Origin of the sequence: Paeniglutamicibacter terrestris, from assembly GCF_012271785.1 — a bacterium.
In the GTDB taxonomy this organism is placed as follows: domain Bacteria; phylum Actinomycetota; class Actinomycetes; order Actinomycetales; family Micrococcaceae; genus Paeniglutamicibacter; species Paeniglutamicibacter terrestris.
This window is the reverse complement of record NZ_JAAWVT010000008.1, coordinates 1-26907: the sequence shown is the minus strand read 5'-3', so window position 1 is coordinate 26907 and position 26907 is coordinate 1. Positions and strand designations below refer to the sequence as shown.

Annotated in this window: 24 protein-coding genes and 1 pseudogene; 17 read left to right on the top strand and 8 right to left on the bottom strand. The window is 59.9% G+C overall.

What is annotated here, in order from left to right; genetic code table 11:
- The 4 genes from HED64_RS14925 to HED64_RS14910 all read left to right on the top strand — a co-directional run bounded on the left by HED64_RS14925 (position 1) and on the right by HED64_RS14910 (position 4629).
- The gene (locus HED64_RS14925; RefSeq protein WP_168152801.1) at positions 1–1227 is read left to right on the top strand and encodes a toxic anion resistance protein; all 1227 of its coding nucleotides are present in this window, start codon (positions 1–3) and stop codon (positions 1225–1227) included.
- Positions 1227–2039, top strand: coding sequence for a hypothetical protein (locus HED64_RS14920; protein ID WP_168152800.1), 813 nt, complete (start codon positions 1227–1229; stop codon positions 2037–2039). Before HED64_RS14925 ends, HED64_RS14920 begins: the two co-directional genes overlap by 1 nt.
- Positions 2040–2339: 300 nt before the next feature.
- The gene (locus HED64_RS14915; protein WP_168152799.1) at positions 2340–3851 is read left to right on the top strand and encodes an alanine/glycine:cation symporter family protein; all 1512 of its coding nucleotides are present in this window, start codon (positions 2340–2342) and stop codon (positions 3849–3851) included.
- A 166-nt stretch (positions 3852–4017) separates the two neighbouring features.
- Positions 4018–4629 (top strand): maleylpyruvate isomerase N-terminal domain-containing protein, encoded by a 612-nt coding sequence (locus HED64_RS14910; RefSeq protein WP_168152798.1) that lies wholly within the window; start codon positions 4018–4020, stop codon positions 4627–4629.
- Positions 4630–4756: 127 nt separating this feature from the next.
- Here the strand turns inward: HED64_RS14910 and cycA are convergent, their stop codons facing one another.
- Positions 4757–6232 (bottom strand): D-serine/D-alanine/glycine transporter, encoded by a 1476-nt coding sequence (cycA, locus tag HED64_RS14905; protein ID WP_168152797.1) that lies wholly within the window; start codon positions 6230–6232, stop codon positions 4757–4759.
- 313 nt (positions 6233–6545) lie between these two features.
- Between cycA and HED64_RS14900 the strand changes: the two genes are divergently transcribed.
- Both HED64_RS14900 and HED64_RS14895 read left to right on the top strand, forming a co-directional pair.
- The gene (locus HED64_RS14900) at positions 6546–7088 is read left to right on the top strand and encodes a PadR family transcriptional regulator (RefSeq protein ID WP_168152796.1); all 543 of its coding nucleotides are present in this window, start codon (positions 6546–6548) and stop codon (positions 7086–7088) included.
- A gap of 182 nt (positions 7089–7270) precedes the next feature.
- Positions 7271–8806, top strand: coding sequence for an ABC1 kinase family protein (locus HED64_RS14895; protein ID WP_245326035.1), 1536 nt, complete (start codon positions 7271–7273; stop codon positions 8804–8806).
- A 335-nt stretch (positions 8807–9141) separates the two neighbouring features.
- On the opposite strand, the gene HED64_RS14890 is transcribed toward HED64_RS14895, so the two are convergent.
- From HED64_RS14890 to HED64_RS14880, 3 genes are all read right to left on the bottom strand, one after another.
- Positions 9142–9435 (bottom strand): MoaD/ThiS family protein, encoded by a 294-nt coding sequence (locus tag HED64_RS14890; RefSeq protein WP_168152794.1) that lies wholly within the window; start codon positions 9433–9435, stop codon positions 9142–9144.
- The gene (gene moaA / locus HED64_RS14885; protein ID WP_168152904.1) at positions 9435–10493 is read right to left on the bottom strand and encodes a GTP 3',8-cyclase MoaA; all 1059 of its coding nucleotides are present in this window, start codon (positions 10491–10493) and stop codon (positions 9435–9437) included. The genes HED64_RS14890 and moaA overlap by 1 nt, the downstream gene beginning before the upstream one ends.
- Positions 10494–10726: 233 nt before the next feature.
- Complete coding sequence (locus HED64_RS14880) at positions 10727–10891, bottom strand: hypothetical protein (RefSeq protein ID WP_168152793.1); 165 nt, start codon at positions 10889–10891, stop codon at positions 10727–10729.
- Positions 10892–10975: 84 nt separating this feature from the next.
- Between HED64_RS14880 and HED64_RS14875 the strand changes: the two genes are divergently transcribed.
- From HED64_RS14875 to HED64_RS14845, 7 genes are all read left to right on the top strand, one after another.
- On the top strand, positions 10976–11449 hold the full coding sequence (locus tag HED64_RS14875; RefSeq protein WP_168152792.1) for a hypothetical protein: 474 nt from the start codon (positions 10976–10978) through the stop codon (positions 11447–11449).
- Positions 11450–11451: 2 nt separating this feature from the next.
- Positions 11452–11664, top strand: coding sequence for a helix-turn-helix domain-containing protein (locus HED64_RS14870; protein WP_168152791.1), 213 nt, complete (start codon positions 11452–11454; stop codon positions 11662–11664).
- Between the two features lie 445 nt (positions 11665–12109).
- Entirely contained in the window at positions 12110–12703 is a 594-nt protein-coding gene (locus HED64_RS14865) for a dihydrofolate reductase family protein (protein ID WP_168152790.1), read from the top strand.
- Between the two features lie 63 nt (positions 12704–12766).
- Positions 12767–14023: a molybdopterin molybdotransferase MoeA gene (locus tag HED64_RS14860; protein ID WP_168152789.1), complete on the top strand. Its 1257-nt coding sequence runs from the start codon at positions 12767–12769 to the stop codon at positions 14021–14023.
- On the top strand, positions 14020–14547 hold the full coding sequence (moaC, locus tag HED64_RS14855; RefSeq protein WP_168152788.1) for a cyclic pyranopterin monophosphate synthase MoaC: 528 nt from the start codon (positions 14020–14022) through the stop codon (positions 14545–14547). Before HED64_RS14860 ends, moaC begins: the two co-directional genes overlap by 4 nt.
- Positions 14544–15047, top strand: a complete 504-nt coding sequence (locus HED64_RS14850) for a MogA/MoaB family molybdenum cofactor biosynthesis protein (RefSeq protein WP_168152787.1) — start codon at positions 14544–14546, stop codon at positions 15045–15047. The genes moaC and HED64_RS14850 overlap by 4 nt, the downstream gene beginning before the upstream one ends.
- Positions 15034–15483: a molybdenum cofactor biosynthesis protein MoaE gene (locus tag HED64_RS14845; RefSeq protein WP_168152786.1), complete on the top strand. Its 450-nt coding sequence runs from the start codon at positions 15034–15036 to the stop codon at positions 15481–15483. The genes HED64_RS14850 and HED64_RS14845 overlap by 14 nt, the downstream gene beginning before the upstream one ends.
- A 133-nt stretch (positions 15484–15616) precedes the next feature.
- Here the strand turns inward: HED64_RS14845 and HED64_RS14840 are convergent, their stop codons facing one another.
- Positions 15617–17479: a CocE/NonD family hydrolase gene (locus tag HED64_RS14840; RefSeq protein WP_210149770.1), complete on the bottom strand. Its 1863-nt coding sequence runs from the start codon at positions 17477–17479 to the stop codon at positions 15617–15619.
- A gap of 160 nt (positions 17480–17639) precedes the next feature.
- Between HED64_RS14840 and HED64_RS14835 the strand changes: the two genes are divergently transcribed.
- The 3 genes from HED64_RS14835 to HED64_RS14825 all read left to right on the top strand — a co-directional run bounded on the left by HED64_RS14835 (position 17640) and on the right by HED64_RS14825 (position 21922).
- Positions 17640–18728: an ArsR/SmtB family transcription factor gene (locus tag HED64_RS14835; RefSeq protein WP_168152785.1), complete on the top strand. Its 1089-nt coding sequence runs from the start codon at positions 17640–17642 to the stop codon at positions 18726–18728.
- A 255-nt stretch (positions 18729–18983) separates the two neighbouring features.
- Positions 18984–20540 (top strand): AbgT family transporter, encoded by a 1557-nt coding sequence (locus HED64_RS14830; RefSeq protein WP_168152784.1) that lies wholly within the window; start codon positions 18984–18986, stop codon positions 20538–20540.
- Positions 20541–20899: 359 nt separating this feature from the next.
- Complete coding sequence (locus HED64_RS14825; protein WP_168152783.1) at positions 20900–21922, top strand: TerC family protein; 1023 nt, start codon at positions 20900–20902, stop codon at positions 21920–21922.
- 324 nt (positions 21923–22246) lie between these two features.
- On the opposite strand, the pseudogene HED64_RS14820 reads toward HED64_RS14825, so the two are convergent.
- A pseudogene (locus HED64_RS14820) lies at positions 22247–22676 on the bottom strand (recombinase family protein); the annotation flags it as partial.
- Positions 22677–23163: 487 nt separating this feature from the next.
- Between HED64_RS14820 and HED64_RS14815 the strand changes: the two are divergent.
- Entirely contained in the window at positions 23164–24417 is a 1254-nt protein-coding gene (locus HED64_RS14815; RefSeq protein WP_168152782.1) for a hypothetical protein, read from the top strand.
- An 810-nt stretch (positions 24418–25227) separates the two neighbouring features.
- On the opposite strand, the gene HED64_RS14810 is transcribed toward HED64_RS14815, so the two are convergent.
- Together HED64_RS14810 and HED64_RS14805 are read right to left on the bottom strand one after the other, a co-directional pair.
- Positions 25228–25530 carry a DUF4193 family protein gene (locus HED64_RS14810; RefSeq protein ID WP_132361475.1) on the bottom strand — a complete coding sequence of 101 codons (303 nt, stop codon included), beginning with the start codon at positions 25528–25530 and terminating at the stop codon, positions 25228–25230.
- An 861-nt stretch (positions 25531–26391) separates the two neighbouring features.
- On the bottom strand, positions 26392–26907 hold a 516-nt coding region (locus HED64_RS14805), incomplete at its 5' end, for a WxL domain-containing protein (RefSeq protein WP_168152781.1).

Below are 26907 nucleotides of genomic sequence, written 5' to 3'. Positions count from 1 at the left end.
ATGCTGAACCCACTCGACCTCGGCGCGACCTCGTCCCCGCAGGTAGGAAATCCACTTGAGCTCGAGCCGCCGAAACCAATAGTAGAGGTTGTGGTTCACGCCCCGGAGAAGGTCGGTGGCATGATCCTGGTGGATGCCGACGCACAGCAGAAGCACGCCGAGAATGCCAAAACTTTTCTTGATGACCTGCTGGCCACGCCGCTCCAGAGCCCGGAGTTTCAGACCAAGCTAGCGCAGTTGACCCGTCTGGGCGAGGGCACGATGCAGCAGGCAAGCTCCGCATCCAACCGCATGTTGAAGAGGCCTGCAGCCGCTCTAGCAGCCACCGGCGCCGACCCCGCATCGCGCACCGGCAACACTCTGGCAGAACTGCGACAGATCGTCACCGAGCTAGACCCCAAGCGCCATGATTTGACCGGTGCGAAGCGCATCTTGCGGTTCCTTCCCGGAGGCAACGCCATCCAGCGCTACTTCATGAGGTACGAGTCGGCACAGGACCAGCTTGACGCCATCACCAAGGCACTCAAGGGTGGGCAGGACGATCTCCGTCAGGACAACGCCGCCATCCAGACCGAACGCGATGCTCTCTGGGCGGCGATGGGGCAGTTGGCGAACTACGCCGTGCTCGCGAGCCATCTTGGAAACGGTTTGGAGCAGCGGATCGTAGAGCTACGCAATACGGGCAAATCGGACGATGCCACAACACTTGAAGCAGATGCACTCTTCTACGTTCGTCAGCGCCACCAAGACCTCTTGACCCAGATGGCGGTGTCCATTCAGGGGTACCTAGCTCTTGATGTGGTCAAGAAGAACAACTCCGAACTGATCAAGGGTGTAGATCGGGCACTGGACACTACACTCGCGGCGCTTCGAGTGGCGGTGATCGTTGCGCAGGCTCTGGCTCAGCAAAAGATCGTGCTGGCGCAAATTGATGCACTCAATTCAACTACCTCGGACTTGATCGTCTCTACCTCGGAACTCCTTCGCTCCCAGGGCGCAGCAATTCACAAGACTTCTGCCCAAGCCTCGATCGACTCCACCAAGTTGCAAGAAGCATTCGATAATGTTTTCCAGGCCATGGACGAGATCGATAGGTTTAAGGTCGAAGCAGCACAGTCGATGAAACAGACGGTGCAGGTCCTTGAAGGTCAGATGGGGCAGGCTCGACTTCAGTTGGAGCGGAGTCATGCCTTTGACGCCGCCACTACGCACCCACGGGGCGCATAATGCTGTCGCGCTTCACTCGAGGCAACATCCTCAAAGTGGTTCTTGCCTTCGTATTTTGGCTTCTCGCTGCTTTTTACGTGCTCATCATCGGCATGGGCGCCAAGAACAAAAAGGTCATGCTTGAGGGGGCGCTCTACGCGGCCCTCTTTATCGGTGCTTTTTCTCTTCCCAATGGCAGCGGCGCCATGCTCGGTCTCGGATCCATGGTCTTGTCGGCCGTGCGGTCCTACATGCTTCGCGATCTCTGGCTCCCCAGACGGGTTCGGAAACTGCGCAGTGGTGAGGCCATCCAGGCTCCAGCGCCAGTGGCCGCTCCAGCGCCGCCCGTCCAGTTCTACCAAGCATCCCCGGCGGCAGCGCCACTTGCGGGAACTTCGAACGAATTGTCGACCGCTCTGACATGGGTGAGCGCGCAGGCCAAACAGAACAAGCACCGTCTTCCTGCTGATACGTATGTCACCATTCTGGAAACATGCCAGATGCTGGACTCGGTCATCGACGCGGAAGCCCGGCAGCCCTCTGGCGATGCGCGCTTCGAATATGAACTCGAAGCCATGGTGCGTGAGTACCTACCAAATGTTCTTCAGGGATTCTTGGCCGTACCGCCGAGCATGGTGGACAACCGGCAACCAAACGGGCGAACCCCCAATGAGGAATTCGTTGAGCAACTTGGTCTGCTTCAGGGACAGTCCGAGACGTTGCACTCCACCCGGCACAACCAATCGTCGGCGGACTTGAGTAGCACGGGCAACTTCCTCAGGGAGCGGTTCGGGCACCACCAACCAGGTGGCTTCGACTTCGGGATCAAGTAAGAGAAAACGGACCGAAAGCGCCAGTTTTTCGAGTCCTGATTACGTACTGATCCGCAGGCTTTCCTGCCTTTGGTCAAAAGGATCGCTTTTTGCTTCTTGGTAAGCAAAAAGCGATCCTTTTCTCATTTTCCGCGACATTTTCGGTCGTTTGACGCCGAAAAGCGCCCCATTGTCTTGATTCATCTGGATGTAACGCGCATTTGACTGGGGCTTATTGAATAGCGCCTATGATGGATAAATTGTGAAGCTCATCACTTTCACATTCATCCACTCGCACAAGACGACATGGGAGCCATGCACATGGACGACCTCGCAACACTCTTCGGAGACATCAGTAGCGTCATCTGGGGACCTTTCATGCTGATTCCGCTGCTGCTGGGCACCGGGCTGTACCTGACCTTCCGCCTCGGCGGACTGCAATTCCTCAAACTGGGTGCCGCCCTGCGTTTGGGATTGCTCAAGCGCAAGGACCCGGGGTCCGAGGGGGACATCTCCCAGTTCCAGGCGCTGACCACGGCACTGGCCGCAACGGTTGGCACCGGCAACATCGTTGGTGTTGCTACGGCCATTGGCATCGGCGGCCCGGGCGCACTGTTCTGGATGTGGGTCACCGGTCTGGTGGGCATGGCAGCAAAGTACTCCGAGGCCTACCTCGGTGTTCGCTACCGCGGTACTGATGCCGCCGGCGAGAAGTCCGGCGGCCCGCAGTACTACCTGGAACGTGGCATCAAGGGCCCGCTGGGGAAGTTCCTCGCGCTGTTCTTTGCCATCGCTGCAACCCTTGCCTGCTTCGGCATTGGCAACATGACCCAGGGCAACTCGATCGCTGCCAACCTGGATAACTCCTTCAGCGTTCCGACCTGGACCACCGGCCTGGTGCTGACCATCCTGTCGATGATCGTGCTGGTGGGTGGCATCAAGTCCATCGGTAAGGTCACCGCCGGCTTTGTTCCGGTCATGATCGTCTTCTACGTGGTTGCTGCCATCTACATCCTGATCGCCAACGTGGGCCAGATTCCCGCGGCGCTTGGCCAGATCTTCACCCAGGCCTTCACCGGCACCTCCGCGATCGGCGGTTTCGCCGGATCGGCCATCATCATCGCCGTACAGTTCGGCGTGGCCCGCGGCATCTTCTCCAACGAATCGGGCATGGGCTCCGCTGCCATCGCCGCCGCCGCCGCACAGACCACCCACCCGGTACGTCAGGGACTGGTCTCCATGACCCAGACGTTCATCGATACCATCATCGTGGTCTCCTGCACGGGTCTGGTCATCATCACCACCGGTGCCTGGAACTACATCGATCCGGAAACCGGGGAACAGATCAAGGCCTCCCTGATGACCGGCTATGCCTTCACCTTCGGCCTGCCGGGGCAATGGGGACACTGGATCGTAACCATTGGACTGGTGATGTTCGCCTTCTCCACCATTCTGGGCTGGTGCTACTACGGTGAGCGCAACATCGAGCGACTCATCGGTCGCCGTGCCGTAATGCCGTTCCGTGTAGTCTTCTCGCTGGTCGTTTACGTGGGTTGCACCACCGAGCTGACCGCCGTGTGGAACTTCTCCGACATGATGAATGGTCTGATGGCGCTGCCAAACCTCGTCGGTCTGCTGATTCTCTCCGGAATGATCGCCCGCGAAACCAAGTGGTACCTCAAGCACGATCCGCAGCTTGAAGCCACCAAGGAAGACATCGAGGCGTTCATGAAGGATCGCCCGGGATGGGACGACTGGAAGGCTGGCGACGTTCTGGGATCCAGCCACATGGGCCGCAAGGCCGAGCGTGCACGCGAAGTCGATCCGGTTTAGTACCAAGCGCACACTGGGGTCCCGCTGAGGCGGAGATGCCAGTACACCTGGGGGCCGTGGGCAGCAGTGAAAACTGCTGCCCACGGCCCCCAGGTTTTTTGTACCCACAATATTGACCCCGATCGCACCGGTTGTGGTGGTCACTTCGCGAACTACACTGGGGCGCATGGAATTGACATGGGATGAACAGTGCCGGGCGTTCACCGATGCGGCGCTCTGGTTTGAGCGCATCAGCGGCCTGGCTCGTGAGCAATGGGAAAAACCGGGGCTGGGGGAGTGGGATATCCGCGCGCTGGTGGGCCACACCAGCCGAGCCCTGCTGACCGTTGAGACATATCTGGAGCAGCCTGCCACCAGTATTGAGGTGACGTCCTCGGCCGAGTACTTCCGCGCGGCACGAACGGCTGACGCGGCGGCCGTCGCCGCGCGTGGACACGAAGCTGGCCGAGCCCTGGGCTCCGACCCGGCGGCCAGCGTGGCGGAGCTGACCGCCCGAGTGATCCCGCTGCTGGAATCCCGTGACGGTACGGAGCTGATCACCACGATCGTCGGCGGCATGCAATTGTGCGACTACCTGCCCACACGCACCTTCGAATTGACGGTCCACACCACGGATCTTTGTGTTGCACTCGGGGTCATCGCCGAGGTTCCAGATTCCGCGGCGGCGCAGGCGCTGGCAATCGTCTCCGATCTGGCGATCTCCGGAGGGTTAGCCGGGCCGCTTTTGCTGGCCGCCACGGGACGAGCGAGTTATCCCGCCGGCTTCTCGGTGCTCTGAAGCTCAAGCGCCAACGCGCCGCTGGAGTGGCAAGAGGGCACAAAAAAGACCACCGGCCGCGTGTCACGATTCCCTGATCATCCAGGGGCTCGTGAAACCCGGCCGGTGGCCGGTGAAACTGAATTGGCTAGGCGTTGATACGTGCCTTGCGTTCAGCGTGTTCCTGCGCGACCTTGGCATCGTGCTCGGCACGAATGGCTGCGTGCTCCGGGTTGCGGCGCAATACCAAGTAGCCAATGCCCAGGGCAACAAACCAGAGCGGGGTGAAGAGCAGGGCCGCCATGGTGTCGGGTTGGGTGGTCAATGCCCAGATGATGAAGCCGAAGAAGGCCAGCACCACGTAGGGCATGAAGGTTCCGCCGGGCATCTTGAACGTGCTCGCCTCGTGCAGCTGCGGGCGACGACGGCGGTAGACGATGTAGCTGATCAGGATGATTGACCAGACGAACATGAAGCACAGTGCCGAGATCGTGGTGACTAGGGTGAAGGCCTCGGCCACGGAGCCTTCCGCATAGAGCAGTGCCACGCCGGCGAGCAGGAACATGCAGGAGAAGATCAGCGCGTTCTTGGGCACCTTGCGGCTGGAGAGCTTGCCGAACCCCTTGGGGGCATCTCCCTCGCGGGCCAGCCCGTAGACCATGCGCGAGGTGGAATAGATGCCGGAGTTAGCACTCGAGGTCGCGGAGGTGAGCACCACGAAGTTGATGACGCCTGCCGCGCCGACCAGACCAGCCAGCGCAAACATGCCCACAAACGGAGACTCATCCGCGGTGTAACTGGTCCAGGGACGAACGGCCATGAGAATGATCAGGGCACCCACGTAGAAGAGCAGCACACGAATCGGGATGGAGTTGATGGCTCGGGGAAGGTTCTTCTCCGGTGCCTTGGTTTCCGCGGCCGCGGTACCGACCAATTCGATCCCCACGAAGGCGAACACAGCGATCTGGAAGCCTGCAACAAAGCCCATGAAGCCGGTCGGGAACATGCCGCCGTGATCCCAGAGGTTGGTGAAGGAAGCGGTAGCACCCTCGGTTTCGAACTGCATGATGATCATGACCAGGCCGACAATGATCAAAGCCATAATGGCAATGATCTTGATTAGTGCGAACCAGAATTCGGTCTCACCAAAGGCGCGAACCGTGGGAAGATTCAAGCCGAGCAGGATCAGGATGCAGAGGATGGCCGGAATCCATAGCGGAAGATTTGGCCACCAGAAGGCCACGTAGTGGGCAATGGCGACCACGTCGGCGATGCCGGTAACGATCCAGCAGAACCAGTAGGTCCAGCCGGTGAAGAACGAGGCCCACGGGCCCAGGATGTCGCCGGCGAAGTCACCGAAGTTCTTGTACTTCAGGTTGCTGAGTAGCAATTCGCCCATGGCGCGCATGACGAAGAAGAGCATGAAGCCGATGATCATGTAGACGAAAATGACCGAGGGGCCGGCTACGGAGATGGTCTTTCCCGAACCCATGAACAGGCCGGTGCCGATGGCGCCGCCGATGGCCATGAGCTGGATGTGGCGGTTTGAGAGGGCCCGCTCGAGCGGTGGGTTATCGCCATTGGCGATGCCCTCCGGCTCCACGTGGGTGGACTTTTCAGTCATGAAGGATCCTTGAGCAACTAGATGCGAAAGTGTGATGCGTAGTACAACGGTCAAAACCTTACGCCCAACTTCCAGGCATGTGAACGCGGGCACACTCGGCTCGAGGTGAATGCGTTGTGAATCACATGCTTGAGTGCCGGTCGTCGTAGCTGCGCGACCGGGCGCCCCGGTGAACCGTTGCGAGGTTCTATGGGCGGCGATTCTTTGCTGTGTATCTGCTGGCAGAAGCGCCGAAACTCTTGTTTTTGCTCAAATGGGCGATATATCGTTGACTATCGCTGCACATCGTTCACGATTGATTCGGGAGAGCAAAATGCGTAATTCCTATCAGGCCGGTGGATTTACCGGCAACAACTTTGATTCCATGTGGCAGGCCGTCGAGGAGCTGCGTTCACGGTTCGAAAAACGTCCAGGCACCCGCGCGGGACGAGGCGAAGTGCGCTCTGCCATATTGGCCCTGCTCGCCGAACGTCCGATGCACGGATATCAGGTCATCCGCGAGATCGAGGAACGCAGCTCGGGCAACTGGAAGCCCAGCGCGGGTTCCGTTTACCCGACCCTGCAGCTGCTGGCCGATGAAGGTTTCATCAGTGTCGAGGAAGCCAATGGCCGCAAGATCTACTCGCTCACCGAAGCGGGCAGGGCAGAAGCGGCCGAGATCGGTCCATCGGCGCCGTGGGAAACCATGGCACCGTCGCCTGGTGCGGCTTTCTCCGCGCTGCCCAAGGCAGGCGTCGAGCTAGCGCAGGCAGCCACGCAGGTGGGTCGCACAGGTTCGCCGGAACAAGTGAAAGAAGCCGTTGCCGTGCTCGATGATGCACGACGCCGACTGTACGCAATCCTCGCCCAGGACTGACACCGGTGCCAGCAGTTTCTCCGGAGCGCACTGACCCGACGCCCAGTGCACGGGCAACTCGTGCCAGGTATCGCCGCATCCTTCGCTTCGCTGCCTGGCACTTGGCTGTGACGTGGCTTTTTGAGTTGGCTTTTCCTCGCATCGGCCTCTCCAAGCTGGCCGAACGCACCCGCACCCAGCGCATGCGACGATTTGCCCAGCGCTTCCATGCCCTCGCGCTGGACTTGGGTGGACTGATGATCAAGGTGGGGCAGTTCCTCTCCTCACGCCTTGATGTGCTCCCGCCGGAAATCACCGCCGAACTCGAGGGTTTGCAAGATGAGGTGCCACCGGTCCCGTTCCCCGCGATCCGGGCCCTGGCCGAGTCCGAACTGGGTGCGCCGCTGGAGACGGTATTCGCGTGGGTCGAGCAAACGCCGATCGCTGCGGCATCGCTGGGCCAGGCACACAGGGCGCAGCTTCAGGGAATCGATGCTGACGACACCGGGCTTCAAGCCGTCGTTCTCAAGGTCCAGCGACCGGGTATCGAAAAGATTGTTGCGGTGGATCTCGCGGCACTGCGCAAGGTGGCGGGCTGGCTTAGCCACGTGAGCATCGTTTCCAAACGTGCGGATATGCCAGCGCTCGTCGAAGAATTCGCGCAGACCAGCCTCGAGGAGATCGACTACCTGCATGAGGCGGCAAATGCCGAGCGTTTTGCCTCCGACTTTGCCCACGACGAGCGGGTAGCTGTTCCACAAATCGTCTGGGAGCGTTCTACCCGCCGCGTGCTCACCCTGCAGGACGTCACGGCCATCAAGATCACCGACGCCCGAGCATTAAAAGCTGCGGGTATCGATCCGGCAGATGTTGCCCCGGTGTTCGCCTCGGTCATGTTTGACCAACTCTTTAGCAACGGCTTTTTCCACGCAGATCCCCATCCCGGCAACATCTTTGTCACGCCTAATACCGATCCAACTGCCACGCATCCGTGGACCTTGACGTTCATTGACTTCGGGATGATGGGTGAGGTTGCCTCCAGTACCCGCAGCGGCCTGCGCAAACTGTTGATCGCTGCGGCAGCACGTGACGGCAAGGGCTTGGTGCGGGCGATCAGTGAAGTGGGAGTGTTGGTGCCCTCGGCCGACACCGTCGAACTCGAACGTGCCATGACGCACCTGTTTGCCAGATTTGGTGGAAAGGGTTTCGCCGAACTGCGCGAGGTGGATCCCCGGGAATTCAAGGATTTTGGTGATGAATTCGGAGACGTGGTGCGTTCGCTCCCGTTCCAGTTGCCGGAGAACTTCCTGCTGATCATCCGCGCCATGTCGTTGACCTCCGGGGTATGCAGCTCGCTGAATGACCGGTTCAACCTGTGGGATTCGGTGGAACCCTACGCCGCGCAACTGCTACGGGATGAGCGCGGCAACATCGTGCGCGACGTGGCCCAACAGGTCATCGATGCCGCGTCGGCCGCCCTGCTCTTGCCTCGACGTCTTGATGGGTTGCTCACCAAGATCGAGGATGGCTTGCTCTCGGTGGCCAATCCTCGTCTAGAGAAAAAGATGGTGCGCCGTGAGCGCACCGCACAACGCGCCGCCTCCGCAGTGGTTTTTGGTGCCCTGTTGATCGCGGGCTCACTGGTGCGTGTTGATGACCTGGCATTGGGAAACGTTTTGATGCTGGCTTCGGTACTGCCATTGCTGCACGGGCTGTGGGTGGGACGTCGCTCCCGCTGAGAGAAATATGTCGCCGAACGCCACGGTCGAGCGCACGTTAAGGAATCACACCACGTGCTTTTGCTTTCCTTCGGCTCGCTTGCCTCGAGCTCTGCAAGATCGACACGCGTGATCGGATTCTCGGCCTTAAGTCATAACGCCAACGTCGTTCGGTCCCTGCATCCCGAGAAGAGCAATACTTCTGCGGGCATGGGCGGGTGGCGGCCGGGGCGTCAGAACCATTGGCGTTGGCGCAGAGGCGTCAAACATGCTGGGGAGAATCTTCAGGTACCGCGCTGACGCCTTTGAGATCCACCGAAAGGCACCAAGCGTTCTTGTGGTGTTTTTCGCAGCCGCTAGCCGCCGGCGAAGGGCGGCAACACATCCAAAATGTCCCCGGGAGCCAATTCCCGGCCTTGGTCCTGTTCGCTGGTGCCGTTGATCAGAAAACTGCACCGGGTCAACACCGTGCCCAAGCTCGTGGCCTTGCGCAGCAGCGGTCCATCGGAGATCGGGGGTGCAGCTGATTCGCGAGCGGTGAGGATTCCCAAGACGTCGCCGAGGGTGGTGGTTGCGCCCTCATCGATGTTCAGATGTTCCTCGCTGGTGCCGGCGGCCTGGGCGGCCGCGGCAAAGTATCGAATCAGCATTATCCTCCGATGGCGCTCATGGAGCGGTCCGATTGTACAAAGTCCTTTGAACCCAGCCCGGTGTGGTCCATTCCGTGGGCGCGGGGCTTGGCCCACATGGCTGCCCGCCAGCGTTCGGAGATAGCGTGATCATCCGAGCCGTCGCGCAGCAGAGCCAAGAGATCTGTTTCCTCGCGGGAGAAGAGGCAACTCATCACCTTGCCCTCGGCGGTGATACGAGTTCGCTTGCAATCGGCGCAGAAGGGTTCGGACACCGAGGCGATGATGCCTACCGCACCAAGGATTTTTTCCGGTTCTTCGTTGGCGGCCACCAAGAAACGCTCGGCGGGTGCACCGTCACGCGGCTTAGTATCGGTGGAGAGACGGAAACGAGTTTCCAGGTAGGCACGCAAATCCGCGGCGGTGACCATATTGTTCTTGCGCCACGTGTGGTCAGCATCCAACGGCATCTGTTCAATGAAGCGCAGTTCTAGCCCGCGCTCCAACGCCCAGGCGAGCAACTCGGGAGCCTGCTCGTCATTGATTCCTCGCATCAACACCGCATTGATCTTCACCGGGGTGAGACCAGCTGCCAGCGCGGCATCGATGCCGGCGAACACCGAATCGATGTGGTCGCGACGGGTGAGCTTGGCAAAGGTCTCCGCGTGCAGGGTATCGAGGGAAACATTGATACGAGTTAGCCCGGCCTCGGCGAGCGCCTCAGCCTTCTTGGCTAGACCCACCCCGTTGGTGGTCAGGGAGATGGGTAGCTCGGGGTGTTCGGCGCGGACGCCTGCAATGATTTGGGCCAGATCCACGCGGACCAGCGGTTCCCCGCCGGTGAGGCGCAGTTCGCGCACTCCTAGGTCGCGGACACCGATGCGGACGATCCGGGTGATTTCCTCAAGCGTCAACAGTTTGGATTTGGCTAGCCAGGCCAGACCGTCGGCGGGCATGCAGTAGGTGCAGCGCAGGTTGCACTTATCGATCAGCGAGATGCGCAGGTCGGTGGCTTGCCGTCCGAACGTGTCGCTGAGTCCGGGGGAGTCTGCGGGTGCCGGTGTCAGGATGGTGGGCATGGGCAGGCTGACGGTGTTCCGTGGTGTATCACTGTTCGTCGCCATATATTGAGGGTAGTCCACCTTGCTGGGCATTGCCCCTTGTATTGCTCGGCCGTTGGCGGACTTCGACTCATTTCGACTGGGTCCGAGGAAACGCCCGCCGGTGATGGCCATCCCAGAATGCGCGAAATAAGGCCGCGCGGGGCATTGAACAAGCCCTGTGCGCGGCCTGCAATATTGGCATCTCGCACTCAGAGCACCGAGGTTTGGTAGTCGAGTCGCTGGATCTGCGCCGCGCAATCCGGGCCGAAGCGCTGGGCCAGCGGGCGAGAGGCGACTTCCTCGGCCATGCGCCAAGCCACGGCAAGCGCACGTCCGAAGAGCCGTAACGCCGAGTCGCATTCTATGCCGCCCATTTCTGAAACGAGGGATTGCGTAAAGTGGACTTTACATGTCAAGCTTGTTTTACAAGTCAAGCACGCTTTACTTAAGGAGTGTCCATGAGTGTTGAACCCGGAACCGACAGTCGCACGCGTTGGGGCCGTACCCGCTTCGCCGGCGGACGCCTTCCTGCCCTGGCCGTCGCCGTCCCGGCCGGGTTGCTGCTGGCCATCGGTGTCGGTGCCATCACCCTCTGGACGGGAGTGGCCCACGGCGAGCATGCGGTGCCAGTCGCTGGAGTGTTCGCCCTAGTGATGTCTTGGGGGCTCATGGGCTTGGTCTGGGCTCTCGTCGTCGACAGGTCGAGCCTGCGGGGAGCAATCGACAAGCCAGATGAATCGATCGAATCGACTTGGCTTGATGCTGCCATGGCTGGTGCCTTTCGCGACACCATCATGCTGACCGGCTTGGTCCTAGCGATCATCTCCATCACGGGGTTCGAGCTCGACGTGCTTTGGGCTCTCAGCGGGGTCTTGGTGGTCGGCTTCTTCAGTACGTTCGTCCGGTACCTCATGGCGAAGAAGCGTGGCTGAGAGTGAAGAACTCGCTTAACGAACGCCGGCAGGAACGTGGCTGGTCGCAGCAGCACCTCGCCGATGCGCTCGGCGTTTCCCGCCAAACGGTGATCTCCATCGAGCGCGGCCGGTTCGACCCGTCCTTGCCGCTGGCCTTCCGCTTGGCCGAGGTTTTCGGGTGCAGAATCGATGAGCTCTTTGACCCCAGAGGCGATGGCGCGCAGAGCAGCTGATACCCAAGGCCTCGACGGAAGCATCACCCGGCCATGGACAAAGTTGGCGGCGAGACCATCGGGATCCCACCCTTGTGCGGTCCCGACGTTCTTGTTGGTAGCGCACATCGGAGATTGGATCCGATCGAAACGATACTCCCGGGGGAGAGCCTGAAGGCCGACTCTATGGCGGCCTCCAGCGTTCACGATCGTGTGGCCGGCGATGAAAACCTCGAGCGAGTCCGCCGTGCGGACGCGGCACGAACTCCTCCGGGCGGCCCACGACATGGTTGAGGGACGTGCGCGGCCGGCCCACAGCGTCAGTGCGGCAACATCCACACTCCCGGTATTAGTTGGAACTGCCGGGACAACCGTTTCCTGAGATCAGCATGGAGCCTACACTTGCTGCATCAAACGGCCGGCGCATTCATTGCCGACGGTTCCAATGTGAGGGAAGAAGCGCGTCATGGGTGAGCTGCACGTGAACATGCACATCACGATGGACGGGGTGATCCAGGCCAACGGCGGTCCAAGCGACCAGGACGAGGGATTTCAATACCCGGGATGGGAAACTCCCTATCGGACGGCCGAAGCCGGTGCACAGATCATTGCCGACGTGCAGCAATCCGATGCCCTCTTGCTGGGTCGGATCACCTATGAGCTCTTTGCCAGCTATTGGCCGGGGAAGACGGACGACATCGGGGTTGCCTTCGACGCGGTGCCCAAGTACCTAGCTTCCCGAGGCACCCCGAAGCACACGTGGGAGAACACCACACAACTCGTGGATGCCGCCGCAGCACTCCCGATCCTGCTGGCCGCCCACCGGCAGGTCCACACCTGGGGGAGTGCGGACCTGTTGCAGTCGCTCTTCACCGCGAGGCTGGTGGACCAGCTGAACCTGTGGGTGTATCCAGTGGTGTTGGGCACGGGGAAGAAGCTCTTCCCCAAGGGAGTGGACGCCAGCGCCTTCGAGCTGGTGGAACCACCGCGAAGCTTTGAGACAGGGGTCATGCTGGTGCGCTACCGGTGCCTGAAGAAAACTCCGGCCAGCGAGGCCTAGCTCCTCGTCGCAGCACTGCCGCCAATGGGTATCCGTTGCCGGTTGAGCCCTAGGATGGTTGACATGACCTCTCCCTTCCGCCGCAGTGTCGCCGAACACCGGGCAGGCATCAAGGACATCGTCGATACGGCCTTCACCAACCCGGGCACCGAGACCCTTGTCCTGGACCGTGCCTTGGGCCGGACGCTGGCCGCCCCGTTGACTGCCCCGCGTTTTCTGCCACCTTGGGACAACTCGCAAATGGACGGGTACGCGGTGAACACCGCGGACCTCGGGTCCGAGCCGCTGCGCGTGGTGGCACCCATTGCCGCAGGCGTTGGGGCACCGGCCCTGGAACCCGGCACCGCGGCACCGATTATGACCGGTGCCCCCGTCCCGGGGGGAGCCAACACCGTAATCCCCATCGAGGCCGCGAACCCCAACACGTTCCCCAGCACGGCCGAGACTACCTCCGGCTTCCGCGTTCGGTTGCCGGCCATGGCCGAGCCCGGCACCTACATCCGCACCATCGGCAGCGACATCGCTGCCGGGGACCCGGTGCTAGGCGCCGGCACGCTGCTGGGACCCACATCCCTGGGGCTGCTCGCGGGACTGGGGATCGGCGAGGTGACGGTGCTGAGGCGCCCGGAGGTGCTGCTGCTATCCACCGGGGACGAACTGGTGGCACCGGGCGGAGAACTTGCCCCCGGGCAGATCCACGACGCCAACACCACCCTGCTGGCCACCGCCTTGGAAGCCGCAGGATGCGCCGTGAGCACCGTGGGGGTCCTTGACGATTCCCCCGAAAGCTTCGTGGCCTCCCTCGGCCACGCCTTGGAAGCCGGCGAGCGCGCCTACTCATTGGTGCTCAGCAGTGGGGGGATCTCTCAAGGAGCCTTCGACGTGGTCAAGGAGGTGCTCATCAATCACGGCATCGAATTCGGCTCGGTGGCCATGCAGCCGGGAGGGCCTCAGGGAGCAGGGACCCTGGGGTTGCCTGGGCACGCACCGGTGGCGTTCATTGCCTTCCCCGGCAACCCGGTCAGCGCCTACGTCAGTTACGAGATGTTCCTGCGCCCCGCGCTCGCCGAGATCCTCTCGCTGCCCGAGCGCCAGCAACTGACGGCAAGACTCACCGAAGAGGTGACCTCGATGCCCGGCAAGCTACAGGTACGTCGCGGCACCTACTCCAATGGCACCTTCACCCCGCTGGGAGGGGCCTCCTCCCATCTGCTCGCCGCCCTGGCCGCCAGCAACTCGTTCATCCTCATCAACGAAGACACCACCGCCCTGCCCGCGGGAAGCGATGTGCAGGCACTGATCATTGGAGACGGCTCATGAGCCAGGAACCCACACCCGAGCTATCCCACGTTCGCTCCGATGGCAGCGCCCACATGGTGGATGTCAGCAACAAGGCCGAGACCAGCCGTGAAGCTACAGCCGAAGCCAGCCTCAAAACCACCCCCGAGGTCCTGGCCCTGATCGCCACTGCGGGAATGCCCAAGGGAGACGCACTCGCCGTGGCCCGCATTGCAGGAATTATGGGAGCCAAAAAAACTTCCGAACTGATCCCGCTGTGCCACCCCTTGCCCATCTCCAGAGTGGTCATCGACTTTGACCTATCGTCCACCGATAGCGTGCGGATCATCGCCACGGTCAAGACCCGCGGGGTGACGGGGGTCGAGATGGAAGCCCTCACCGCCGTGAGCACCGCGGCCTTGGCCCTCTATGACATGATCAAGGCCGTTGATAAGCATGCGGTGATTACCGACATGCGTGTGCTCGCCAAGTCCGGCGGAAAATCCGGCTCGTGGGATATCACCCCAGAACTACGTCCCAACCCCGAAGGAGAACTGCGCGCATGAGTGCCTGCGAACCCCTGGGTGCCCCTCGTAAGGCAGCCATCCTGATCTCGTCCACCCGTGCCGCACTGGGCATCTATGAGGATGCCAGCGCCCCGGTGATCGCCGACTGGCTTCAGGAACAAAACTTTGATGTCATCCCCGCCATCGTGGTTCCCGACGGCCCCTCGGTCGGCGCGGCGCTGCAGGGTCTGCTGTTGGCCCGCCCGCGGGTCATCATCACTTCCGGCGGCACCGGGCTGACCCCCGATGACACCACCCCGGAAGAAACCGAACCGCTGCTTGATCGTTTGGTGCCCGGCATCATGGAGGCGCTGCGCGCCACCGGCCGGGAAAAGACGCCGCTGGCAGCACTGAGCCGCGGTCATGCGGGAATCTCCGGGGACACCTTCATCGTGAACCTGCCCGGCTCGCCCTCCGGGGTCATGGATGGACTGACAGTGCTCACACCGATTCTGGAGCACATCTGTGATCAGCTGGAGGGCCGCCATGCCCACCACTAACCAACCATCGGTTCCCGGGGAAGTAGTGTTCGCCGGGATCAGCGAAACACCGCTGGCCGTGGATGTTGCCTGGGATGCCGTGGAATCGGATCACACCGGCGCGGTGGTCACCTTTGGTGGCATCGTGCGCAACCACGACGGCGGCCGTGCCGTCACCCAGCTGAATTACAGTGCCCACCCCAGCGCCCCGGCTCGCATGCTGGAGCTGGTCACCGAGGTTGCAGCGCGCCACCCCGGGACCCGGCTCTGGGCCGCGCACCGGGTGGGGGAGCTGCACATCGGCGATGCAGCACTGGTAGCCGCTGCCGCATCAGCCCACCGCGGAGCGGCCTTTGAAGCCTGCCGCGATCTAGTGGAAACCGTGAAGGCGCACGTTCCGGTCTGGAAGGAACAGTTCTTCGCCGACGGCGAGGTTCAGTGGGTGGGCAGCGCCTAGTAATTGTCTTCCTGTTCTTGACTGCGGAGGCAACGCCTCCTGGGACCATGACCGCCGGCTCGGGGTCGTCGAAAATCGCACCGATCGGCGATACATCTCCCACCACGAGTTGGCGCCCAGGAACCAGTGCGCTCTAGCCGGGTAGAACCTGCAGGGACAGTGACGTCGGATGATCGGTGGACATATGAATCGTATTTTCGGCCACGATCTTGATCCTGTCAGTCGCAATCGTGCCGCCGGTATTAGAGTTCACATCAAAGCGCGGAAAATTGCTTGATGAAACATCGAGGCGGATGCGGTGGCCCGCGGCAAAGAGATTTGCGGTGGCAGGTGCCGTGACCGTGACGCGATATACCTGATGTGGCTCCATGAGTTCGGGTTCGGTGTAGGAATTGCGGTAACGCACCCGCCGAATTCCTTCAGTGAGATTCATGGCGAAGCCCTGGGGGAAGTCAACGCTGGGCGGATACTCGTCGATCAGCTTGATGGTCAGGTCGGTGTCCTTGACCGAGGACGATAAGAAGATCTCGACGCTTACTTCACCCGCGATACTGACTTGCTCCTGCAGAGGTAAAGTGCGGAACACCAGGACGTCGGGGCGGGCGCTGAGCGGTAGGTGCGGCTTGCTCGCTCCAAAAACTTCGTCGCTGGGCACTTGGTTGTAGGCCCCGCCGCGCATGACCGGTTCGCCGCTAGTGACCTGGCCGCCGATGGTCGGAACCGGGTTGTTCGGATCAAAGGCATAGGTGATCGCTGATTCCTGTGCCATGCGCTCCGGCAGTAACGAACCATCCGGCGAGCAGTACAGAGTGGTCTTTTGAGCATTTTCCGGAGGCCACGAGGTGGCCCGTTCCCAGCGGCCGCCATGATCCAGCCGGCCTTGTTCCGTAGCCTTGCCGCTGCCGCCCCCCATTAAGAAGTAGGTGACAGGGGCCCGTTGCTCGGCGCCCGGGTGCTTTCCCAATACTTCGTCCATCCAATCAGTCCTGAAATCCAGATAGGACGGAGCAATATTGCCGTCAAAATAGGCCGCTGGCCCAAAGTCGACGTCACCTGCGTAGCTTTGGCAGCGTTTCCCATGAGTCCAGGGTCCCAGCATGAGGTACGAGGGACTGGTCTTGCGTTTCCCTAGCTGTTGAAAATTCTCCACGGCTGAGTCTATGTACGGGTCGTACCAGCTGGAGATGTGAAAACTTGGAACATCGGGAAACTTGTCGTAGGAACCGCGAGCATAGATGGCAGGCTGTGCCCAGTAATCATCAAAATCATCATGAGCCCACTGCTGCAGTAGGTATTCTTCATAGTCGGGTGCCAGGCTCACCGGGGAACTGCCACGTCGCCACGGCGTTTGATGGAACCAGTCTGCAATGTCTACTGCAGCCAAGCCGGAGGCAGTGACGGGGTTCTCAGCCGCTGCCGGACTTCGCACCGCATGGCGAAAAGCCCAGGTCGCCTGCTTGAGTTCAAAGGCCCCACCCATGCGCATGCCGACCTCGTAGGCCGAGGAGAATCCGCCGGAGTCCATGAACATGGCGGCCAGACCGGCCGGAGCTAAGGCTGCTGCCGCAGTTTGCACATGGGCCGAGTAGGAAACGCCATTCATGAGCACACGCCCATCACACCAAGGCTGCGCTTTGATCCAGGCGATGGTATCCGCCCCATCCTGCCCTTCGTTGAGGTACTTGACGAACTCACCCTCGGAGTTACCGCGACCGCGGCAATCCTGACGAATCACGATATAGCCTCGATTCAGGAAGAACTCGGCGATCTCAGAGGGCAACGGCGTCGGTTGGTCATGAATTGACTGGTCTGAATCTCGGCTCGAACGCTTGCCATAGGGTGTGCGCTCTAACAGTACGGGTCGGGACTGTTCGGGACTGGTCCCCAGATATACGTCGGTGGCGAGTCGGCATCCGTCACTCATCTCAACCATGAATTCCTGGCCATCGGCTGCAACTTCCGAAATCAAGGATTTCTCGTCAATGTGACTAGTCAACTGTTACCCCATTCCCCGGTTTTTCATCTTCCCGGTGTTTCTCTCGATTGTTCTGGCAAAGCCTTCCACCTTGAAGTTATGCAGTGAACCGGTGCTCCGTGCGACAATTGGCGCAATTGAGCCAATTGTTCTGATCGGTTCCGGACGGCAAGGATGAAGCATGGCGATTGAACTTAGATTTGCTGGCTTCGACACCAACAACCTGCGCGTCGTGGTTTCCCCACTGGCCGAATTGATGGCGATACTCCATGTATGGGCCGAGCCGGATCATCACTTCGATTCGTCCGCAGAAGTTCAGGCCATTGCACGCAACCTGGATGAACGAACGATCGCGGAGTTCGACGCGCTATCGCCGCTCTGGGCCCGGTTCCGCGCACGCTTCTTCTTTCCTGTTCGCAGCGAATCAAACCCAACCTTTGAACGTGAACTTGCCGGCATGGCAGCCCTACCGATTGATGTATTCGTCTCCATGGCGGCCGAAGCTGTCCGTGGATTCAGCAAAGACCTCCCGGCAGCCTCCGAACTTCTACAAGATCAGAAAATTCGTCGGGAGTTCCTGGAGACGTGCCGGTCGCGATCATTGGGCCGCTTCGAGCTGGCACAACAGCTGCTCGAGGATCCCGAAGCGTTCAGAGAGAGGATCATTAGTTTTTGCTCGGAGTGCTGGAATTCGTTCTTCGGCAAGGAATGGGTAGCTCTCTCCCTCACCATCGGTCGAGCCGCAGCACAGCTTTCAGGCAAGTTGAACCGAGCTGACCCCATCGAGACGATCGCCTCGCTCAGCGTCACGGCCAAGGCATTCCACGGAACTTCCGAGGTCCGTTTCGACAAGCTACAGCAGCGCCGAGTGCAGCTGGCCAAGCGTCAGCTGATGCTGGTCCCTTCGCGTTGGATCGGCAATCACCTCACGGTCAAGGACAATGCCGGGTACCCGGTCATCATCCATTTTCCGGCGCAGACCCCGCAGGAAGAACTCCTGCAGATCCAACAAGTCCGTGACAGACTCAGCGCACTGAGTGCCGACTCCCGAATGGAGCTTTTCCGGCATATCTCGGCCGAGCCCATGACGACCTCTGAACTCGCGGGCCGACTCGGTCAGCCTGCGGCGCAGATCTCCCGATCCCTACGGGTGCTGCGCGAAGCGGGTTTGGTGGTTTCGGATCGCCACGGAAAAATGGTCTACCACCGCATTGATACGGCCACGGTGCTCAGGATGGGCCCGGACCTGCTGGCCACCCTGACCAGGTGACTTCTGCACGGCCATTGGAAGAATCCCCAGTGAGGTAAACCGTGTAGGTTTCTTGCCGCGCCCCGACCTGGTTGTCCCTGGTCGGGCAGCTGGAAGGTTTCCGCAACACTCCCGAAACCTCAGGAACGATTGTCAAGAATTGGTTAATCATGGCCCGATCTTGCGCTGTTTGTAATACAAATCACCGGTGGGGTTTTTCGATTCCACGCTACTGGGCACTTCATGGCTCAGGGCTACCGCACTACTGGAGGACCCATGACCATCACCAAAACTCGAGGCCGCAGTGAGTCACTCGGGCTCCGCCTGCTTGCCGGGGTTGAGCGGGCCGGAAATGCACTCCCGCATCCGTTCTGGCTGTTCTGGATCCTCTTTGGCGTTCTGGCCGTGGCCAGCTGGATCTTGTCAGGCACCGGTGTGCAGGTCGAAGATCCCGCATCCGGAGAGATGGTTGGGGTCAACAACGCGTTGAGCGTTGATGCCATCCGTTCGCTGTTGTCCGGCGCGGAGGAATCATTTGTCACCTTTGGTCCGCTGGGCACGGTGTTGATCGTGATGTTGGGCGTTGCGGTCGCCGATAGGTCAGGACTCTTTGAAGTCATTGCCCGGCGTGCCCTGAGCAATGTTTCGCCGCGCTCCGTGGTGTTTGCCGTGGCCCTCGGCGGCGCACTGTCGAAGTTCCTCTCCGACTCCGCCTACGTAGTATTGATTCCGCTGGGAGCCGTGGCTTTCAAGGCTGTGGGACGATCTCCAATGCTCGGGATGATCGTGGCGTTCGTATCGATCAATGCCGCCGGGGACGCTAATCCTTTGATCGCTCCGGGCGATGTGGTCTTCGCGAAGGTTGCCACCGAAGCCGCCCACATCATCGACCCGAATGTCACGGTGCGAGCCACGGACAATATGTACTTCACAACGGTCTCCGCGCTGGTGTTGGCCATTACGATTACCTTGGTCACCGAGCTCATTCTGAAGAAGCGCGAGCACACCTTGGTGGTTGACGTTGACCAGGCCGATGCTGCCGCGTCATCGGTCATGGGGTCCAGCGCCGTGCTCACGGACCAGCAGGAGCGCCGTGGGCTGCGCGCTACCGGCATCTCGGCGATGGTCTTCCTCGCGTTGTTGGCCGCGGCCATCATCCCGTCGGGATCACCGTTGCGTGGCGAGGGCGGGGAATTCTTGGAATCGCCGTTCCTAGACGGCATCGCGTTCTTCTTGTCGATGTTCTTTTTGGTTCTGGGCACGGCCTTCGCCGCCGGGTCGCAGCAGCTTGAATCCGCCTCCGATATCCCTCGATTCATGGCCGATGGTGTTCGTTCGATTGCGCCACTGATCGTCTTGTTTTTTGCCGTCTCCCAATTCTTGGCGTTGTTCAAGTTCACGAAGATCAGCACCGTGGTGGCGGTGGTGGGCTCCGATGCCATTCAAGGCCTGGGCATCAGTAGTGTGGCGTTGTTCCTGATTGTTGTGGTGTGCATTGCGGTCCTGAACTTGTTGATCACCTCCGGCCAAGCATTGTGGGCGTTGGTCGCGCCGGTTATTATCCCGATGATGATGCTGCTCGGGACAAATCCTGCCACCACGATGGCGCTGTATCGCATTGCCGATTCGTGCACCAATTCGATCACGCCAATGAGCACCAGCTTCGTTCTTTGTGTGGGTTACCTCCAGACGTTGAATAAGAAGGCGGGCATTGGCACGCTCATTTCCTTCACGTTGCCGTGTGCGCTGATCATGTTCGTCGTGTGGCTTGGCTTGTTCCTCGCATGGTGGGCCTTGGGTATTCCGCTGGGCCCCGGTGCCCCCGTGCGGTAGCGCAGGAGGAAATTGACCGAGTGCAATCTGGCGCCGGGCTCACGATGTCGTTGAGCCCGGCGCCACGTTGTTGGGGCTCTGGACTGCAAGGGAATGGTGGTGGGAGCCGAGGAATCTGTTGGGCGGCAACATGCTGCGTAATTCCTGTGAAGACGGTGTGTAGGTTCTGAGATTGACGTTCTCGGGATCAGCCGCCGGTTCTGGGTTTGATAGGATTTTTTCATCAAGGGGAGTACTCCCGTCCGCGGTCGGTCCGTCAATACGTTTGCACTGGTGCATTCCGGGCCGCCGGTTCTGAGGTGTTCAGAGCGGAGGAGACCTTGGCGTCGCAACCACGCCAAGACCTTAGGAGTACCCACATGCAGGTATCACCCCTGATCTGGATCATCACTATTGCTGTGACGATCGCTTTCTTCATTTACGAGTTCTTTGCCCACGTGCGTAAACCGCACGAACCTTCCATCGGTGAGTCCGCCCGCTGGTCGGTCTTCTACATCAGCCTTGCACTGCTGTTCGGTGTCGGTATCGGCGTGTTCTCCGGATGGACCTATGGAAGCGAATACTTCGCGGGGTACCTCACCGAAAAGGCACTGTCGATCGACAATCTCTTTGTCTTCCTGCTGGTCATGAGTGCGTTTGCCGTACCGAGGATCTACCAGCAAAAGGTGCTGATGGTGGGCATCATCATTGCGCTGGTCTTGCGTGGCATCTTCATTGCGCTCGGAGCGACTTTGATTGAGAACCTCTCCTGGAGCTTCTACATCTTTGGCGCACTGCTGCTCTTCCTGGCCTACAAACAGGCGTTCTCAAACCACGAGGTAGATCCCGCCAATGGGCGGATGATGCGGTGGGTGCGCCGCCGCTTCTCGGTGACTGATGAATATCACGCGGACAAGCTCGTCGTAAAGCTGGGCGGCAAGCGCTTCATCACTCCGATGCTGCTGACTATCATCGCTATTGGTTTCGTCGACTTGATCTTCGCTGTCGACTCCATCCCCGCCATCTACGGGCTCACCAGCGAGGCTTACATCGTCTTTACAGCCAATGTCTTCGCCCTGATGGGGCTGCGTCAGTTGTACTTCCTCATTGGTGGCCTGTTGGAGCGACTGGTCTACCTGTCACAAGGCCTTGCTGTCATCCTGGCCTTCATCGGTGTCAAACTCGTCTTCCACGCTTTGCACGTCAATGAACTTGCCTTCATCAACGGTGGGGAGCCTCTCTTGTGGGTCCCCGAGATCCCGATCTCGTTCTCCCTGTTGTTCATTGGAGCGACGGTTGCTGTGGCCACGGTCGCGAGCCTGCTGAAGACTCGTGGCAGCCAAACGCCACCAGATGTAGATACGCCGAGCGATTCCCCCGCCTTAGAGCAGAACTCCAAATGAGATAGCACGTCGAAATCTCTTAAACCACGTAGGGAGCATTCATGCGTGTCCTCGCAGGGAGAATTGTGAAACGGAACCTGCTAGTGCTTCGACTTAGATGTCCTTTGCCATCCAAGTCGAAGCACTGATACGGCCACTGGGAAGAGCAGTACAGCGATTGGCGCTAAGCGTGTGATCGGCCTCCCGGGCTCTCGGGTACGGGGCAGGTTGAGGACGCTCGCGGAGATCGATCTCTAAGGGCAAGTGCCGTTCAGAAGTCGAGTCCTTTCCAAAGGGATCAGGGGATCGCCGGTTCTTGAAGGATCTGCTGTATCGCCGCGGTCAGCCAAAATGGGTTCCGGATTGGCCGGCCGCGGCGATACGGCGTTGACTTGCTCACCAATCGGTTCGCGCTCGTACTGCGGAAGGTGGCACATAGTCGGTCAGCATCATCTGACCGGTCGAGGTTAACAGGTCGATCCCGTCCGAGAAGGAGCGCACGGTGACCCCGCGTTCACGCAGCAGGGTCACGGCGTTCAACACATCAATAAGGGAGCAGCCTTGCTGGTCGACCTGCCAGACCACCACGGTGTCCACGGCCTCGGCGTACTCGAGCAGCTACTTCACCCCGGGCCGCACGATCGCCATTCGGCTGCCGGAGGTGACATTGGCGAATACATCCCGCTTATGCACGCCGGGCAAACACCAGAGCGTCAAGTTGTAACGTCGAATCGTTGCTCAAAGTGCTCACCCACGTGTATCCCAAATGTCCCAGCCAGTGATTTTGACTCAAAAATCTTTGGGTTTATTCGACTAGGGATGGACTGTGAACGCAGCGAAGGCATCTGTTCGTTAACGAGTTCCTGTTGAACGTCAAATTCGGGCTCTCCGATGGGCGTTGCGTCGCTAATCCGGATCCCTCCTGTCCCTCACAAATACCGTCTCGTTCGAGATGCTGCGCGACTGAATGCTCCCTCGCACAACAGGCATGCATCAGCCGCGCCAGAACATTCGATTCAGAAAACACGTCCTGAGAAGAAACGATTCAGATACGGCGCATAGCCGCGGACAACCCCGGTATCCCTCAGCCTATGAACTAGGATTATTCGAAAACCAGTCCACATGCTTGATAAACCTGATAGGGACTCATCATTAATCCTTCTTCGAATCCACGGCGTAGCATCCAGCGCGCGTCGCGGACCCGGGGCCTCTTGGCTCTTGGAGTGGCCGGCACCGTGATATCTCTTGGGTTGACCGCTTGCATGCCTTTGTCCCCGCCGAATGCCGTGCAGACCCCGAGCGTAGCGGCAACCCCGGTACAGGTGCCCGTACCCCTGGTGTGGGCCGATGGCACCAAGGTCACCGCCCATGTCCAAGGTATGAAGCAAGCCCGGGTGGCAACCAAAGACGAGGACTTCACCGAAGAATCCTCGACGCGTGGCCTCGTGAACTCGAAAACGGCGTTCTACGCCGAGGCGGTGGACTCCTCCGGAACGCTAGTGGGACTCTACGGACCTCGCCTATCGGATCAAGAGCAGGAACTGGCGCAAACCGAATATGGCATCGATCCGGAATCCCAGCGCCTCGGGCGCTACGTTTCGGGGGTCCTTGAGCCGTTCACCGTCGCGGGAACGTCAAAGAAGGATTATCTGCCGCAAAAAGTTGAGGGTATGACGGTTACCGATTCGGGGATTATTTGGAGCGAAATCCATTCCGAGAATGCCTCGAGCAGGGGATGGAAAATCCTCAGCGTCTCTCCCGGGAGCACCGAGGTCCGCGTGCTGGCAACGCGTTCATGGAAGAAGGGTCCCAACGACGTCTTTGAGTACACGATGCTCAGCTCTCCAGTATTGGCCGACGGCAGGGTCTATTGGAGCTTTCAACGCTCCAACCCGGAGGATGACTTCTATGAAGAGAAGCTGTACTCCGTGGACCTTGAAGACCCCGGCACCGTGCGGGACGAATTCGAACCGGCCCTTACCGATGAGAAAGTGCCGAAAAATCTCATGTATGTGAATGTGTGGGAAGACAGGGTACTGGCCGCGGTCGATGTCCCGGACAACAGCAAAAAGGGCTACACGGGAACGATCAGTTCCTACGCGCCGGGAGGAAAGCGTGAGGCAATCCTTCGCGAGGCAGAGGACTCCAGAGACGAGTACGGCATGCGGTTATGGGGCTCCGATGAGCGTGGGTTCGCGGTGGAATATGGCGAGAACCTTTACCTCGTTGACCCTCGCACCCGCCAAACAGAGGGGTTCCAACATCCCGACGGCGCCGAGATTTCGTGGCTAACCCAATGCGGTCCTCGGATTTCGTGGACTTATTACGGTGATTCCGAAGACCTCGCCACCAAACGCTATGTGTACGACCGCGATTCCAAGGACCTGTCGGTGGTGTTGGCTTTGCAGGGAGGGGGCACGGACTATTGCTCCGGGGACTACATGAGTTGGCCCACGAGCGATGCCCAGGACCCCGAAGCCGACTCAAGCGACGTTGTTGTCCTCTGGAAGAGCTAGTTTCCCGGCGGGTTTACGGTGTCGACCCCGGTGGTGCTGGGTAGATTTCCGTGTCGAGGGTGGCCTCGATCTTGCGGTCGAGACTGTCGCTGGCGGCGCGAACGAAGATCTTGGGGATCGTCTATCGCGTTGTTTACGATCTTCTCCGGGTCACGGAGATTCCCTTGAAAGGGTTATGGGTCTGGGGGCGCATGTTGCCAGCCAACGGTCGGTGGTTTGAAGCAACACACGTGGAATTTTCAGGCGAATTTGGGTCACGTTTGCACCGTCTGCGGACCCTCTTATTCTGGGACAGCGGACCCGTGATTCCTGCGACATCTATCGCTGTCAAGAATGCGAGATTTATCGTCAAAACCGCAAAAACAAACCACGGGAATCCGGGATTGGGCAAAGAGGATTTGGAGTGTCTCGCAAGCGATCAGTTGTGGGACCTGCGCAAAGTAGAGCGCATGGGGCGTCGATGGGTCAGGTCCCGGAAGCGGTCGCGACTCGAAATGTCCACAGTCCTTGAGCCGTGGGTGCAGTGAATGCGCAGCGCCCAACATGTTAGTTGGGCGCTCAGCCAGCCGGGATGAACTCGCGATGTTTTGTCCCGAGATTTTTGCCCGTTTTCACGCAATGCTGTGATGGCGGAATCGGTGTATCTGGAACTCCAGAGCCCGCTGGCCTAAAGTTCCAACTGGAGCGCGAACTTCATTGCTATTTCGATAGCCATAAGGAAACTGGCCCAGCTCCGCTGCGAACGCCACCTCGGTTTCACGAAATTCGCCGAGCTAACGTTCAGCAACTCACCGGGTAAGTAACGTTGGTCTACAGCTCGTTGCATTCACGGCAAATAATCACGCCGCCCAGCACCTTAGCGGCCTGACTGCGATGCCTAACGCTAAAGCATTCTGAGCACACGAATTCATCGGCGCCTTGCGGAATCACTTCGACGACCAATTCGTCCAGAACGATGGCGCCGGGCAATTCCTGGCCCTCGGAAAGGTCAGTCTCTTCGAGGTCGGCTTGGACGCTCTTGGCGTTCGGGGCCTCTATTTTCTGGACGTCCTTGAGGACGCGCTCGGATGCTTCGGCAACATCGGGGCGTACTTCGTCGTAATCCTGAGCCATGGTGGTCCTGCTTTCTGGTGGAGCTATTTACTGCCAAAAGTGTAGGTCCGGGGGAGTGCTTTAGCCAATTGACAATCTCCCGCACTTTTTTGTGTAATCGTTGGGTGCGAGATTTTAGGAATGAATCTGCTCGAATTGAACACGTTCACACTTGAAAGAACCATGCGTTCCATGCGCGAATCCCTGAGATTTAGCCAACAAACTCTGGCAGAGTCCATCGGAACGTCCCGCAAGTTCATCGTGGAGTTGGATCGGGCAGGGAGAACGGGTTCCTTTGGTTGGCAATATGGGCAATAACTGCTCTGGTTTTTGATGGGCCTGCACCGAGCGCCAAAGTACTCCTCTCGACACCGTTTCGGGATACATTCGAGACCGTTCTGTTCGAGAAGGACTATGAACTTTCGCTGCGGGTCTTAGGGGAATATGCGATGGCCTCGCCGGTGGCCAGCCGAGTGCTCATGTCTACGGAGCCCAAGATCCGCGACAAGGACCATCTGACAATATTGGATGGGAGCATCCGTTGGCCGTCCCACAAGACTCAGACGCCCGTGCCCGGATGGGCTGGGCGCACGAAGTGTTCGATTTATCCTGTTTTTCTGGCTGAGAAGCTTCATACGATTGGGCTCGGATGAAGGAACTCATTTGAGGCGAGGCGCCTCCGGAGATGGTTGAGCTGTTATATTGCTGCCTTCCGACCTCTGGGACGAGAAATATGCGGAGTCTCCGGTTCGTCCAATCGGCGGTGTTGCGTACCGGCTGCGTATTCACTCTTTTGGCCGAGCGAAGTGTGCGGTCTGCAGGGAGCAGGCTGTGCCCATGGCGAAGGTGCCGCAGATGACCCAGTCCCAGGTCCGGGCGCTTCTACAGGACAGAGTGCGTGAGAATAGCCGAGTATTCGCCGGCAAGGGTGCCAACCGGAATCGTTAGAGTGATGGTGGGGTTCCATATGGCGTCATTGGGGCCCGTAATCTCGATTGCCGTCACGACGGGGGTAGCAGTGCCACTCAAGTGATCCGAATCGTTCGGGAGGTATTTTGCCGAGTCCGGTCCCGTGATGTCACCGGCATCGTACTTGAGTGCGGTGGCCGGAATGCGCAGCCCGGTGGGCGTGGTGAAACCAGCAGAGCTGACGCTGGCAATCCACCCAGTAGCAGTGCCTGCTTCTCGTGTGTCAGTAACGTGGACTTCCCCTAAGCTCCCGCTGATTGTCCCAGCACCAGATTTGGGGGTACCAGAGCCAAGATTGACTGGTGCTTCCGGAGCAGTGATCGACAGGCTGCCGGTGGTGGGTGCGGCTGTCGTGGGTGTGGCGGGCGCAGCGGTGGTGGCGGTGGGTGCGGCTGTCGTGGGTGTGGCGGGCGCAGCGGTGGTGGCGGT